The sequence below is a fragment of the Allobosea sp. GW821-FHT03A12 genome (genome assembly GCF_058986765.1).
The window spans coordinates 170,824-184,550 of sequence record NZ_JBYSVZ010000006.1 but is presented as its reverse complement, the minus strand read 5'-3'; the positions used below and the strand labels follow the sequence as shown (position 1 = coordinate 184,550).

Here is a 13,727-nt window from a genome sequence, read left to right as displayed (position 1 = left end):
GCTCATCCTCTCATGTTGGAAATGGCCAGCGCCCAGCGCCGGTCGAAACTGGTGCGGTCGGCGAGGTTGATCAGTGCGCCGACATGCGGGCGGGTCTCACCGTCCTCGACGACATAGATCTCGACCTCCGGCACCCAGAGCGAGGGGACGCCGTTCATCCTGAGCTTGAGGCAGAGGTCGAGGCCCTTCTCGCTGGGCGTGAAATAGCTGCGCGAGAAGCCGTCGGCTTCGAGGAAGGCGTTGCGCGACATCACGCAGCATTCGGTCGCGCCGGCGGCGACCTCCATCGGCCCGAGGCTGCCGATCGCATCCAGCGGATAGCCGACGAAGCGGTTGTAAACGCGCCGGTTGGCGCCTTCGCCTTCGAGCCAGGCGCCGGCCCAGCGGATCGAATTGTCCTCGAACAGCAGGGTCGGGCTCGCGACGCATTGGCCGCCGCGGCCGCGATAGGCGCGCTCCAGCCGCCCGAGCCAGCCAGGCATGCGGATCTGGGCCGCGCCGGAGAGCAGCGCCACCGTCTGGAAGCGGCAGGCGCGCACGCCCGCCTCCAGCGCATCACAGCTGTCCTCGACACCCTCGACCAGCACGAGCCGGACCTGGAGCCCGTAGAACTTGGCCAGCCGTCGCGCCTCGGCGCCGAGCCGGTCGAAGCTCTCGCCGGGGGCGGCGACGACGATCGGCAGCGGCCTGACCTCGGGGTCGATCGCCAGCAGGGCGAACAGGCTGGAGAGCTCGCGCTGGCGCTGGTCGAGCCCGATCACCAGTCCGAGCGCCGCATCGGCATTGAAGCGGCCGATGTCATGCGTCTCGATCGCCTTGGGCGGCGGGATCTCGGCGGCCTGCAAAGCGGGCGCGATCTGCTTCTCGACCACGGCGGTCGCGGTCGAGGAGCGCGGATCGAGCAAGCCGAAGACCCGCTCCAGCGCGCGCCGCGCCGGGTTGCGCCCGGGCGCCAGCGGCAGGAAGGCCGGCCCGTGGCCTTCGACCTCGAATTCGAGATAGAGCGGCTGGCCGGGCTCCGGCAGCAGCTTCGGCGCGAAGACGATGAAGCCGTGGCTGTTGCGCCGGCTCGCCATGGCCGGGCCGAAGCGTGGGTCCTCCGCGAAGGCGGCGGTGACGTCCGGCCGTACCGCTCGCGTCCAGTTCTTGTCGATGGCGCAGGACTGCGTGCCGCTGCGCAGCGTGACGTTGCCGGTCAGGCGCTCGGGATCGAACAGCCAGCCGATGATCAGGACGCCGGTGCCCTCGACGATGGTGGCATCGTCGATCCCGGCGCGCACCGGCTGCTCCAGGAAGGAGATGGTGTCGCGGCCATCGAAGCGCTGCGAGGCCTGCTTCAGCTTCTCAGTCGTCGCCGGGGGGGCAGTACCGCGCTGCAGCCCGTCGCGCAGATGGCCGGGCACCGTGATCTGCTCGAGCAGGACGTGGCGGTCATAGACTTCGAGCGCCCGCCAGCCGTCATTGGCGCGGAAGAACAGCCGCTCGATCTCGCTGGGATGGCGGATCGCGCACTCCTCCAGCAGGCCGAAGAAGCCGCAGGCGCCCTCGCCGAGATCGTCGCGCTCGAAGGTGCCGGCCTCCAGCACCGCTGGTGACAGCCCGCCATGGGCGATCAGCAGCTTGGTTCGGCCGGCGGAGAAATTCGAGGTCCAGCCCTGCAGGAAGATGCCCTCTTCGAGCGGGCCCATCACTTCGACGAAGCCGCCGGGCTTGGCGACCGACTGCAGCAGCATGCCGACGGCGCGCAGGCGGCGCGGGTTCGACTTGCCGGACAGGAGCACCTCCAGCAGCCCGTCGACTACTGTCGGGAAGGATTGGCCGGCCTCCTCGGCGAGAGCGGCGAGGAAGGCCTGCAGCGGCATCGGCTTCGGCGCCAGGATCAGGCGCAAGGGACGGCCAGGTCGGCCGAGCAGGATCGCGCCGGAGCCGGCACGATCCGGCGACGGGGCGGGGGCGAGGCAGAGGAAGCCGGTGGCGTGTGCGGCATCGGCCTGCGGCCGGCGCCAGGTCAGCGCCATCGTCTCGACCCGGTTGCGCGGATTGCCGTCGACCGCGACCGGCACCTTGCCGGGCAGCGCATCGCAGGCGCTCATCACCAGGATCGCGTTCTCGCCGAGCGGGGTCCAGGCCACGGTCGGCGCCGGGCTGATCATGGTCCGCTCGGGGATGATGACCTCGTTCATCGCGTCACCTGCCCATCAGCATGACGGTGAGGGTGACGAAGGAGAGCACCGCCGACAGCCCCGAGAGGAAGCCGAGCACGACGGTGACCTGCCGGAGCGGCGCCTTGGCTTCCTTGCGGATCGCGACCAGCCGGTCGTCGAAGGCGCGCAACGTCTGGTCGAAGCGCATCTGGAAGACGTCGATCTCGCCGAGACGGGACGCGATCGCGCCATTGCCCTCGACCTCTTCGGATTGCCTCACCTCGGCTTCCCGCTGGCGATGCTGCGCCAGCTGCACGCCGAGCTCTCCGACCTTGTCGAGCAGTTCCTTCTGGGTGAGCTGCGAGCGTCGCTGCAGCGCGATCAGCGCCTCGACCCGGTCGAAGAAGCGGGCGAGCGGCACGGCGATCGCCGCCTCCGCCGCGAGTTCCGCCGGCGGCGGCAGGCGCAATTCGAGCTCGGCGCCGGTGCTCGGCGAGATACCGACGATGGTCAGCGCCTCGCGCGCCGCCGCGGTCCGGTCGTCGAGCTCCATGGCGAAAGCGTGCCGGCCGTCGCCGATGCCGTTGCGGCGCAGGTCGATGCGGCCCTGGTCGGCCACCGCCTCCTGCACCTTGAGGCCATTGCGCATCAGGCGCACGGTCAGCCGCTCCTCGGGACGGGCCTCGTCCCAGATCCAGCCATGCAGCCGGTTGCCGTCGAGCGCGTCGACGCGCCCGTTGAGCTTTGCCGGGGTCGCGCTCGCTTCGCTCACGGTACCGTCCGGACTGTGCATCGTCGTCATGCTGGTCATGCCGCCTCCGCCAGTTTGAGTTGATCGAACAGGGCAAGGTGCGCCTGCGCGCAGTCATCCATGCCGGGTTGGAAATCGATGCCGTCGACGAGGCGGCGCCACAGCCCGTCCTCGCTCGCGGCGCGGCGCATCACCTGCGCGAGCTGGCGCGGATCGCCCGGGCGGGCGTGCAAACCGTCGACGCCGTCGCGCACCATCTCGGCCATGCCGCCGATATTGCTGGCGATCACCGGCCGCAGGTGCTGGAAGGCTTCCTGGATGACGAGTGGGGCGTTCTCGTACCAGATCGAGGGCATCACCACCCAGTCGACCTCGGCCATCAGCGCCGGCATCTCGTCGCGGCGATAGGGGCCGCAATGGATGACTTCCGCACCTGCTTCTGAAAGCGCCTTGTCCAGCGCGGTGGTGAAGGCCTCGCTCTGGAACGGCGCGCCGCCATGGATGCGCAGTTCGAAGCTCTCACCGCCCTCGTCGCGCAGGAGCTTGGCGGCCTGCAGCAGCGGCAGCACGCCCTTCCACGGGTTGAGATTGCCGAAATAGCCGAAGCGGTTGCGGGCGCCATGGGTGTGCCGGTGCGGCACCGGCATCTGCGCTGGCCGTGCATTGGCGACGACCTCGATCTTCTCAGCTGGCAGGCCCCAGTCGAGATAGCGCTGGCGCAGGAAGCGGCTCGGCGCGACGAAGCGGTCGACGGCGGCGAGATGCGTCTTCAGGAAGCGCTCGCGCAGCAGGAAGCGGTCGGGACCGATTTCCGGGAAGCAGCCATGGCACTTTGCCGGCGAAGCACCGGTGCAGCGCTGCTTGTCGTTCGCCCGCACCATCAGCCCGTCATGGTGGCAGATCGAATAATAGTCGTGCAGCGTCATCACGATTGACGCCTGCGGCAGCAGACGTCGCGCCAGCGCCAGGAACTCGGCGCCAATCAGCACGAGATGATGGATGTGGATCACGTCCGGCCGGAACTCGGTCAAGAGCGAGCCGAGATCCTGCAAGGTGCCGTAATGATCGATCTGGCTGAGGTGGAAGCGGTCGAAATGGCCGCTCCACAGCAGGAGGTCGCCGTTCGCTCCCGTCGCCTGGAAGGCGGTGCCGGGATGCGGCTGGCGGTGGATCGCATTGGTCGCGCCGAGGAAGAGCACCTCGCAGCCCTCGCCGCGATAGGCACTCGCCAGGTCGTGCGCGAAGATCTCGGTACCGCCCGGATGCAGATCGGGGTGATTATGGGCGACGACGAGGATGCGCCGGCTCATCGCTGGCCTCCCGGCTTCACCGCAAGCAGCAGGTCCTGATAATGGGCCGCGCTGTGGCCGCGCCAATGGCCGGGGTCGAGCCGCTCGACCGCGAGGCCGGCCTGGGTGGCGTGCTCCAAGAGGAAGCCGGCATCGATCCCGGCGGCCGCCAGCGGCGCTTCCTCGATCGCATACCAGCCCGGGCCCTCGCCCCAGCGCCGGAACTTCAGGCGCTCCTGGCCGGTGCTCTGGCCGTCGAGCGCGAAGGCGGTGAGGAAGAGCCGGCCGCCGGGCGCGAGCAGGCGCGAGGCTTCGTTGAGATAGACCACCAGCTCGTCGGGCGGCAGATGCGTCGCCACCGAGGTCATGGTGATGAAGTCGAAGCTCTGGTTCGGGAAGCCGAATCGGACTTCGTTGCCCGGGAGCGAGCCTTGCGGGTTGTAGAGCGGATGGGCGATGTCGAGGCGCTGGAAGCGGAAACGCGGATAGGCCGGCGTGATCGTCTGGGCACACCAGAGGATACCGTCCATGACCGGGTCGACGCCGTCATAGCTGCCACGCTCGGGATCGAGATACTGCGTCAGCGGCACCGCCATGCGGCCGATGCCGCAGCCGATATCGAAGACGCGCTCATGTGGCTGCAGCCGGCCGATCCGGACGAAATGGCCCAAAAACTCGGCGCCGATGGCGCGATAGTCGCCATCGCCGACGAAGATCGAATCCGGCGGCGGATGCGGCAGGAAACGGTTCGTCTGGACATGGGCCATCAGCCAGGCGAGCTCTGGCGTCGCCGGCAAGGTCGCGGGAGCCGGTTCCGTGATCTGTCGCAAGGCGAGGGTCGCCGTCATGCCGCTGTCGCCCTTCTGAGATTGGCGCGGGAGAGGAAGAATTCGGGGTCGGGGCTCATGGTCGGCGCCGGCGGTGGCGCAGGCTCCTGCGGCGCGGGCTTGTCGACCGCCGCCATCAGCGCTTCGATCTGAGCGTCCCAGCGCTTGGTCTGGAGCCAGGAATTGTGCTGCGAGGCGACGCCGCGCGTGTAGTCGAGGCTCTTCGAGATCGACTGGCGCTCGAGATGGTAGAGTTGGACGCTCGGGACATAGACGATGCCGAGCCCGGCCCGGGCGATCTTGAGGCAGAGATCGCTGTCCTCGTAGTCGCCGATCACGTAAGCGTCGTCGAAGCCGCCGATCTCCATGAACAGCGCCCGCGGCATGACGATGCAGGCGCCGGTGACGCCGGGCACCGGCCGCTCGACATTGGCCGGCGCATAGCCGCTGGGCATGCCCTTGAAGTAATGATGGTTGAGCCAGGTGCCTTTACTGTCGCGCTTGAAGAAGAGCCCAGCATGCTGCAGCGAGCCATCATCGTAGAGCAGCTTGGGGCCGACTGCGCCGGTGCGCCGATGCGGCTCCAGACGTTGCAGCAGCGCCGGCAGCCAGCCTTCGCTGTCCGGGATGACGTCGGAATTGACCAGCGCCAGCGCCTGCCCGCGCGAGGCGGCCGCGCCGGCATTGCAGGCGGCCGAGAAGCCGCCATTGCGGCCCATCACCACGAGCTGCATCGGCAGCCCATAGGCAAGGAAGAGCCCGCCGAGGAGGTGGGCGACCTCGCCCTCGTGCTCGGGCGAATCGAGCACGTAGATCAGCTCGGCCTTCTCGGCGAACCAGCGATCGGCGGCGAAGGCAGCGACCTGGATGCGCAGGAAATCGTAGACGCGGTAGAGCGGGATCACCACCGAGACGGCCGGGCTCGCCGGCCCCTTGCCGAAGCTCTTGATCCGCGGCTCAGGCAGGCTCTCGCGCAGCGCCTTTTGGCACTCGGCGAGCACCGGCGCGATCGTCCGCTCCAGCATCTGCGCGGTCAGGTGCTGCGGCGGGATCGCGGCCAGCGCGCGAGCGCGAATAGCGACGGCATCCGCTGGCTGCACATTGGGGCGCAGCGACAGGACTGTGCCGGATTTCAGCTTCAGCTCGACCCGCGGCTGCAGCACCGGCGCACCACCGGCATGGCCGGGGATCAGCGCCGCAAAGCCGGAGGCGCGCATCACGTCGCCCTTGGCGCCGGCCGGCAGCAGCGCCGGGAACTGCTCCAGCCGTTCGAGGACCGGCACCGGCTCGCCCTCGGAGCGATGCAGCAGCATTTCGCCAAGCAGGCCTTCGGCGTCCCGGTACCAGCCGCCGAGCAGGAGCCCAGCCGGGGTGGTGACGGCGAGGTCGAGCTCGGCCGAGGGCAGGTCGTCATTGCGGCGCACGGTCTGCGCGGCGAGCGGCAGGCGCCTTTGCATTTCGATCGCCAGCAGGCGGCCCTGCTCGGAGAGGCCGGAGAGCTGCTCGACCAGCCAGCTGCGCAGGCCGTCGCGCTGGCTAGCCTTGCCGGCCCACCAGCGCCCGAGCGAAGGGACGTCCTGCCGGGCCGCGACGGTCCGGACGATCAGGCCGGAGTCGGCCTGCAGGATCAGCAGGCCGCCGGCCTGCGGCGGGAATTCGTCGATGATCAGGTGCAAAGGCCGGTTGCCGGCGCGATCGGCGCGGCCGAGCCGCGGCTTTCCGGGCAGGCGGGAGAGGCCGCCGGAATCGAGCCGATAGGCGGTGCGGATGCCGGCGAGTCGGCCGGGAACGGTCGATTCTAGCAGGACCTTGCCTTCGGTGAGCCGGGCAACCGGGGACGCCGCCGAGGGTTTGCGGGCGAGGATCAGCAGGAATTGGCGCAGGAAGCCGAGATAGCCGGCGGCCTGGCTCAGCCCGAACAACGTGGGCCAGTGGCCGACCAGCGCGTTGGCGAGCATGCGGCGCGCCTCCGGCGTCGCGTCGCGGACAAGATCGTCCGCATCGGCCATGCCGTGGACGAGATCGGGATCGAAGCGCGCGGTGATGTCGCCGCCCGGATTGTCGTCGGACAGGGTCGCGACGGCCTCGCCGGGCCCGCCATGGCGGAAGACGACGATGACGCGCTGGCGTCCGTCGCCGAGCGGCAGGACGACCGAGGCCGAGGCGAGACGCTTCTCTCCTGCCGCCAGCGCGATGCGCGGCCGCGCGAGGACGGGGGCGTCGATGGTCCAGCTCAGCAGGAAGACCGAGCCGCTCAGCCTGGAGAGATGCAATTGCGGGCTCAGGCCGTCCGTGACCGGCGCGGGCGCGAGAGAGAGCATGAGGAACCTGTTCCGAAAGGGCAGGGGTAGGCGCCGGCCGGACCGAAATCCGGCCGGCGCCCTTAAAAGCGTCAGGCGACCGAGAAGTAGGAGTTCGGATCGGCCTGGATGTCTTCGGCGGTGACACCGACGATGGTCACGGTGTCGCCATTGCCGAGATCGACGACGGCATTGCCGCCCACGGTGGTGGCCCGCGCCGCCACATCCTCGGCCGAGCCGATGTCGGTGCCGTTGATGCCGCTGGAGATTTGCAGCAGATCGTGACCGGCATCGAAGTCGAGCACGACGTCGTTGCCGCCGCCGCCATTGAAGATGAAGACGTCGTCGCCGGACCCGCCGGAGAGAATGTCGTCACCCGCGCCGGCGAAGAGCAGGTCGTCGCCCGCGCCGCCCTGGAGGACGTCGTTGCCAGCGCCGCCTTCGAGCACGTCGCTGCCGGCGCCGCCCTGAAGGAGGTCATTGCCGGTGCCGCCGAGCAGGATGTCGTCGCCTGGCCCGCCCTGGAGCAGGTCGTCGCCGTCACCGCCGCGCAGCACGTCGTCGCCGGCATTGCCGCGCAGGATGTCGTCGCCGGCGCCGCCGTCGAGGACATCGTCGCCCTCGCCGCCGAACAGGCTGTCATTGCCCGCATCGCCGGACAGGATGTCGTCACCCTGGCCGCCGAAGAGCGCATCATTCCCGATCCCGCCGGAGATGAAGTCGTTGCCTCCGTCGCCGAAGATCAGGTCGTCGCCCTCTTCACCGAAGAGATGGTCGACCTCGTTACCGCCATGGACGATGTCGTCGCCGGCACCTGCATGGATTACGTCACTGAATCGCGTTCCGATCAGAAAATCGTCAAACGCGCTGCCTTCGATCGTGGCCATTCGTCACCTCCTCGGTGATCTGAGAGCACCACCAGATATGCGGAGAACCTCCGCCGCTCGTTCTGGGTCATGGTGCGGTTTCGACAGCGAACAAACAGGCTCGCTATCGTACGACGCTCGGGAGAGTAGCCAATAACCATGTCGTATCAAGCAATATATTATGACCATTTTGCGATGCAGCAAAGGTTAAGTCATTTTATATTTCGTTATATCGGGAATTAAATTTACAAGTTACTTTGGATTTCGAACTATCTTGTCGGCGTGTTCGCTAGGTCCGCAGCGCGGGCGCCTTTCACTGGCGGAGCTGCCGGGTTCAGTCCTCCCTGAAGGCGCGGTTGAAGCTGTCGCGGATCGGCGAGAGCAGGTAGTCGGACGCAAAGCGCCGGCCGTTGACGATCAGTACCTCCGCCGCCATGCCGGCGTGCAGCGTCACCTTGTTCTCCTTCAGGCTCTGCGGCGTGATCTCGGCGCGGACGATGAAGAAGGCATTGCCGGTCTTGTCGTCGATCAGCTGGTCGGCGGCGACATAGGAGACCTTCGCCAGGAGGGGCGGCATGATCCGGGCATTGAAGGCGGTGAGTCGGACCTGCGTATCGGCGCCGACCCGGACCGAATCGATGTCGCGTGGATCGACCTTGGCCTCGACAACCAGCGGCTCCTGCTCGGGCACGATGTCGAGGATCGCCTCGCCCGCGGTAACGACGCTGCCGGCGGTGCGCATGCGGATATTGGCGACGATGCCCTCCTGCGGCGCGGTCACCACCAGTCGGCGCAGCACGTCCTGCGCCTGGACGATACGTTCGACCACCTCCGAGAGCTGGAGCTGGCTGTCTTGCAGGTCCTTGGCGATCTCGCTCTGGCGATCGAGGCTGATCGCCTTGATTTCGAGTTCGGCGCCGGCGACGGCCTGCTCGGCCTTGGCCTTGCGCGCCTTCATCTCGCCGGCGCGGCCGGTGAGCTCGCTCTGGCGGGTCTGCAATTCGACGAGCTGGGAGCGCTTCGCATAGCGCTTCTCGTAGAGCTCGGCGATCGTCTTGACCTCCTCGTCAATCAGCGTGCGCTGGTTGCGCACGGCGTCGATCTGCGCCTGCAACGCCTCGGACTCGGCCTGGTGCTGCTCGATCACGCGCTGCTGGATGCGGGTCTTGCCGTCATAGACCTGGGCGCGGGCACGGAAGAGCGCGCGCTCGGCATTGATGACCTCGCGCGCGATCGGCGTCCGCGCCTTCTCGATATCCTCGGGGAAGTTGATCTCCGTGGCATCGGCCTGCTCGGCGCGCAGGCGGGCGAGCCTGGCGTCGAGGCCGACGCGCTTGCCTTCGAGCTGCTGCAGCTCGGCACGGGCGCGGGCATCCTCCAGCCTGAGCAGCGGCTCGTCCTGGGCGACGCGCTCGCCCTCGGCCTTGAGCAGGGTCTTGAGGATGCCGCCTTCGAGATGGCTGACGGTCTTGCGCCGGCTGTCGACGATCACGGTACCCTGCGCGACGGCGGCATTGTCGAGCCGCGCCGTCACCGCCCAGGCGCCGAAGCCGCCGAAGCCGATCGCCACCGCGCAGACGCCGGCGAGGACGAGATTGCGCAGCGAGGGCATGCGCTCCTCGGGCTCCGCCTCCACCTTCATCGGCACGAGCGCGCGGTCTGGCCGGCGCAGCATCGGAAGCTCGCTCATGCGCTCACCTCGCGGGCAGGGGACTGTTGACCGGCTGGTTTCGCGGGTTCGAGCTCGACCACGCCGCCGGGCGTGATCATGCCGGAGATCGCCGAGCGCGGGCCGAACTGGGCGACGCGGCCCTCGCGCAGCACCAGGATCTTGTCGACGGTCTGCATCACCGAGGGGCGGTGCGCGATCAGGATCACGATCGCGCCGCTCTCGCGCGCCGTGTTGATCGCGCGGATCAGGCTCTGCTCGCCCTCGGTGTCGAGATTGGCGTTGGGCTCGTCGAGCACGACGAGGCGCGGCATGCCGTAGAGCGCCCGCGCCAGGCCGATGCGCTGGCGCTGGCCACCCGAGAGCTTGAAGTCGCTGTCGGCGACATTGGTGTCGTAGCCGAGCGGCAGGCGGCCGATCAGCTCGTGCACGCCGGCAATGCGCGCCGCTTCCAGGATGGCGTGCGGATCGGGCTTGCGCATGCGGGCGATGTTCTCGGCGATGGTGCCGTCGAGCAGCGAGACCGATTGCGGGAGATAGCCGACCATGTCGCCGAAGGAGCCGCGCTCCCACAGATAGGTGTTGTGGCCGTCGAGATAGACGCCGCCGACATTGGGCCGGAGCACGCCGACGATCAGCCGCGCGAGCGTCGATTTGCCGGCTCCGGACGGGCCGACCAGGCCGAGCACATCGCCCGGCTCCAGCGTGAAGGAGACGCCCTTGATCACCGTCTGCTCGCCGCCCTTGGGCGCGTAGACCAGCCGGTCGATGACGAGGTCGCCCTGCGTCGCCGGGGTCGGCACGCTCTGGCGCTGCGAGCTCTGCGATTGCAGGAGTTCACGCACGCGCTTCCAGGCCGCGGCGGCGAGTACCCATTGCCGCCAGTCGGTGATCATCGAATCGAACGGCGCCAGCAAACGGCCGAGCAGGATGCTGCCTGCCATCAGCGTGCCGGCAGTGACCTCGTGCCGGATGATCAGCACGGCGCCGGTTGCGTAGATCGCGAGCTGCATGGTCATGCGGCTGGCCCGGGTGATGGCGGCGATGAACTTGCCGCGGCGCGTGCCGAGATCGAGATGCTCCAGCATGGCGATCTGCTTGGCCCGCCAGCGGCTGGACAGGGCCGGCAGCATGCCCATCGCCTCGATCGTCTCGGCATGGCGCAAGGTGGCGCTGATCTCATTGATCGAGGCGACGCCCTCCTCGTTCGCCTCTTTCAGCGCCCGCCGGGTCAGCATGTCAGAGACGACGCCGAGCAGCAGCAGGATCAGCAGCGAGGCCAGGCCGACGAGGCCGTAGATCCAGTGGAAGGCGAAAAGCACGGCGAGGAAGATCGGCGCCCACATCGCCTCCAGCGGCGTCGCGATCGCCGAGCTCGCGATGAAGTAGCGGAGCTCGTTGAGGTCGCGGATCGCCTGCGTCGCCTGGCCGGAGCCCTTCTCCAGCGAGGTCGAGACGGCGGCCTGCAGCGCCGGCAGGTTGAGCCGGCGGGCGAGGATGCTCGCCATCGCCTGGAAGGTGAGCGAGCGGATGAACTCGATCGTGCCGTAGAGCGCCAGCGCCCCGACCGCGATCACCAGCAGCATGGTCAGCGTGTCGTAGCTGCGGCTGACGATGACGCGATCCTGAACCTGCAGCATGAACATCGGCACGGTCAGCAGCAGGATGTTGACGCAGAAACTGAGGAAGGCGGCATAGGCCAGCCCCCCGGCAAAGCCGCGCTGCAGGCCGCGAATCAGGACGTCGGCAGGCTGGGTCGCAACCTTCATGCAGATCTCCGAATGGGGCTGGCCATCAGATGGCGCTGTCGACGCCTATGCCGATACGGCAGGTTCTGAACGTTATAAAATCGTGCCACACAAGTCGTGTCTATAATATGACAGATGAAGCCTTGTGAAACAACGGCAATTACCGGAAATATGGCGGAACCGTGCTACATTTCAAAATTTGAAACAGTTCATGACTATGTTGATTCCGATAAAATCTTAATCTCCTTCGGTTCGGGGTGGCATGTGCTTTGCGTATAGGCTATTCGTCAGCCGAAGGGGCCCGGAGGGCTGACTGCTCATTTCGAGATCAGGCGGAGTAGGGAATGCATCTAAAACCCCATGACGGCGCTCGATTCCTAGGCAATGGCTTCAACGGAGATCCCCCCGACGGCATCCGCCGCCTCGAAGCCGAATCAGGCCCGGCGCGGGCGCCGGTGTCGCAGCTCGACCTCGCCCGCATGGTCGAACGGGTCAGCCGGCGCTTTCTCGACTACCTCAGGCTCGAGCTCAGCAAGCTTGGCGTCGACGACATCTCGCCCTCGCAGGTGATGGTGCTGTTCACCATCGGCTCCGGCGAGATCGCCGTGCGCGATCTGCTCGATCGCGGCCACTATGTCGGCTCGAACGCCTCCTACAACCTCAAGCAGCTGGTCGAGAGCGGCTATCTCGACCGCGGGGCCTCGCCGCGCGACCGCCGCCTCGCCCGCATCTCGCTCTCGCCGAAGGGCCAGCTTCTGGTCGAGCGCTTGAAGCTCCTCGACGAGACCAGCCAATTCAGCCAGGGACTCGACGGCGATCTCGTCGCCGATCTTCAGGCTACCCACGACACGCTGCGCCGCCTCGAGCAGTGGTGGGGCGACGCTTTGCGCTATGGCGGGATCCTGCTGGCTTCATGCACGTCCTATTCGTTCATCGTTCAGGATCTGGTCAGTTCGCTCACCTGATCCAGCGCCTCGTCGCCGAGGGCGGCGAGGTCACGCTGGTGACGGAGAAGCCCGAACCGGATCGCCCGGGAATCAGGCAGATCGCCTATTCCGTCGGCGAGTCGGCGACCGCGCATGCGACGCTGGCTGCGACGGACTATCACGTGCGCACGGGTGAGGCGGTTGCCGCTGAATTGAGCAGGTTGCATCGGCACGACCGGCCGGACGCCATTCTCGGCCATGTCGGCTGGGGCGGCATGCTCTTCGCGAAGGACGCGATGCCGGGCGTGCCGCTGATCGGCTATTGCGAGTATTTCTACAACGCTGCCGGTTCCGACCTCGACTTCGATCCGGCCTTCACGGTGCCGGAGGCCGAGCGGCGGCGCATCCGCATGCGCAACGCTGCCCAATTGGTGACGTTGCAGACCCTCGACTTCGCCTATGCGCCGACCCGCTGGCAGCAGCGACAATACCCGCGCGCCCTGCAGCAGCGCATCGCCGTCTGCCATGACGGCATCGACATCCATTTCTGCCGGCCTGACGGGCAGGCGACGTTCACTCTGCCTGATGGGCGCGTGCTGCGGCCCGGCGATACCGTCGTCACCTTTGCCGCCCGCGATCTCGATCCCTATCGCGGCTATCCGCAATTCATGCGGGCGGCGGCGAGGATTGCGCAGGAGCGGCCCGAGGTGGTCTTCGTCGCGGTCGGCGGCGACGGACCGGGCTATGGCCGGCCGCGTCCGGACGGGCGGCTCTGGCGCGAGGTGATGCTGGAGGAGACCGGTCTCGGCGACCGCATCGTCCATATCCCCTGGCTCGCCCATGCCGACCTCGTCAGGCTGTTCCAGGTCTCGGCCGCCCATGTCTATCTGAGCGTTCCCTTCGTCCTGTCCTGGTCGATGCTGGAGGCGATGGCCTGCGGCGCGCTGATCGTCGGCTCGGCGACGCCGCCGGTGCAGGAGGTGGTCCGCCACGGCGTCAATGGCCTGCTCGCCCCCTTCTTCGACGAGGCGAGGCTGGCGAAGACGGTGATCGCCGCGCTCGACAGACGCGCTGAGGTGGCGCCGCTGCGCGCGGCAGCGCGCCAGACGGTCATGGCGCGCTTCGAGCGCGAGGCCTGCGTCGATCGCCAGCTCGGCTTCATCGGCCGGCTCGTCGCCGAGGAGGACCTGCTCGCGGCGCAGTGAGC

10 protein-coding genes are annotated in these 13,727 nt (G+C 67.9%); 2 read left to right on the top strand and 8 right to left on the bottom strand.

The genetic code is table 11. The features are described 5' to 3' along the window. Positions 1 to 2: 2 nt before the first annotated feature. From AC3WLC_RS23190 to AC3WLC_RS23155, 8 genes are all read right to left on the bottom strand, one after another. On the bottom strand, positions 3 to 2,183 hold the full coding sequence (locus tag AC3WLC_RS23190) for a glycosyltransferase family 2 protein (protein ID WP_493686274.1): 2,181 nt from the start codon (positions 2,181 to 2,183) through the stop codon (positions 3 to 5). A gap of 4 nt (positions 2,184 to 2,187) precedes the next feature. Further along, complete coding sequence (locus tag AC3WLC_RS23185) at positions 2,188 to 2,955, bottom strand: hypothetical protein (RefSeq protein WP_493686273.1); 768 nt, start codon at positions 2,953 to 2,955, stop codon at positions 2,188 to 2,190. Next, positions 2,952 to 4,205, bottom strand: a complete 1,254-nt coding sequence (locus AC3WLC_RS23180; RefSeq protein WP_493686272.1) for a glycosyltransferase family 4 protein — start codon at positions 4,203 to 4,205, stop codon at positions 2,952 to 2,954. The genes AC3WLC_RS23185 and AC3WLC_RS23180 overlap by 4 nt, the downstream gene beginning before the upstream one ends. Continuing rightward, positions 4,202 to 5,032: a class I SAM-dependent methyltransferase gene (locus tag AC3WLC_RS23175; protein WP_493686271.1), complete on the bottom strand. Its 831-nt coding sequence runs from the start codon at positions 5,030 to 5,032 to the stop codon at positions 4,202 to 4,204. The genes AC3WLC_RS23180 and AC3WLC_RS23175 overlap by 4 nt, the downstream gene beginning before the upstream one ends. After that, positions 5,029 to 7,332 (bottom strand): glycosyltransferase, encoded by a 2,304-nt coding sequence (locus AC3WLC_RS23170; RefSeq protein WP_493686270.1) that lies wholly within the window; start codon positions 7,330 to 7,332, stop codon positions 5,029 to 5,031. The genes AC3WLC_RS23175 and AC3WLC_RS23170 overlap by 4 nt, the downstream gene beginning before the upstream one ends. Positions 7,333 to 7,403: 71 nt before the next feature. After that, complete coding sequence (locus AC3WLC_RS23165; protein WP_493686269.1) at positions 7,404 to 8,198, bottom strand: calcium-binding protein; 795 nt, start codon at positions 8,196 to 8,198, stop codon at positions 7,404 to 7,406. 313 nt (positions 8,199 to 8,511) lie between these two features. After that, a complete protein-coding gene (locus tag AC3WLC_RS23160; protein ID WP_493686268.1) occupies positions 8,512 to 9,867 on the bottom strand; it encodes an HlyD family type I secretion periplasmic adaptor subunit in 1,356 nt (451 codons plus the stop codon). Then, positions 9,864 to 11,615 (bottom strand): type I secretion system permease/ATPase, encoded by a 1,752-nt coding sequence (locus AC3WLC_RS23155; protein WP_493686267.1) that lies wholly within the window; start codon positions 11,613 to 11,615, stop codon positions 9,864 to 9,866. Before AC3WLC_RS23155 ends, AC3WLC_RS23160 begins: the two co-directional genes overlap by 4 nt. A gap of 458 nt (positions 11,616 to 12,073) precedes the next feature. On the opposite strand from AC3WLC_RS23155, the gene AC3WLC_RS23150 reads away from it, so the two are divergent. Both AC3WLC_RS23150 and AC3WLC_RS23145 read left to right on the top strand, forming a co-directional pair. Further along, positions 12,074 to 12,559: a MarR family transcriptional regulator gene (locus AC3WLC_RS23150; RefSeq protein WP_493686646.1), complete on the top strand. Its 486-nt coding sequence runs from the start codon at positions 12,074 to 12,076 to the stop codon at positions 12,557 to 12,559. After that, entirely contained in the window at positions 12,508 to 13,725 is a 1,218-nt protein-coding gene (locus AC3WLC_RS23145) for a glycosyltransferase (protein ID WP_493686266.1), read from the top strand. Before AC3WLC_RS23150 ends, AC3WLC_RS23145 begins: the two co-directional genes overlap by 52 nt. The last annotated feature ends 2 nt before the right edge of the window (positions 13,726 to 13,727 follow it).

Excerpts from the sequence above, each read along its gene's own strand:
- AC3WLC_RS23185 (WP_493686273.1), bottom strand. The coding sequence starts at position 2,955 with ATGACCAGCATGACGACGATGCACAGTCCGGACGGTACCGTGAGCGAA.
- AC3WLC_RS23150 (WP_493686646.1), top strand. The coding sequence starts at position 12,074 with ATGGTCGAACGGGTCAGCCGGCGCTTTCTCGACTACCTCAGGCTCGAG.
- AC3WLC_RS23180 (WP_493686272.1), bottom strand. The coding sequence starts at position 4,205 with ATGAGCCGGCGCATCCTCGTCGTCGCCCATAATCACCCCGATCTGCAT.
- AC3WLC_RS23190 (WP_493686274.1), bottom strand. The coding sequence starts at position 2,183 with ATGAACGAGGTCATCATCCCCGAGCGGACCATGATCAGCCCGGCGCCG.
- AC3WLC_RS23145 (WP_493686266.1), top strand. The coding sequence starts at position 12,508 with ATGCACGTCCTATTCGTTCATCGTTCAGGATCTGGTCAGTTCGCTCAC.
- AC3WLC_RS23160 (WP_493686268.1), bottom strand. The coding sequence starts at position 9,867 with ATGAGCGAGCTTCCGATGCTGCGCCGGCCAGACCGCGCGCTCGTGCCG.
- AC3WLC_RS23170 (WP_493686270.1), bottom strand. The coding sequence starts at position 7,332 with ATGCTCTCTCTCGCGCCCGCGCCGGTCACGGACGGCCTGAGCCCGCAA.
- AC3WLC_RS23175 (WP_493686271.1), bottom strand. The coding sequence starts at position 5,032 with ATGACGGCGACCCTCGCCTTGCGACAGATCACGGAACCGGCTCCCGCG.
- AC3WLC_RS23165 (WP_493686269.1), bottom strand. The coding sequence starts at position 8,198 with ATGGCCACGATCGAAGGCAGCGCGTTTGACGATTTTCTGATCGGAACG.
- AC3WLC_RS23155 (WP_493686267.1), bottom strand. The coding sequence starts at position 11,615 with ATGAAGGTTGCGACCCAGCCTGCCGACGTCCTGATTCGCGGCCTGCAG.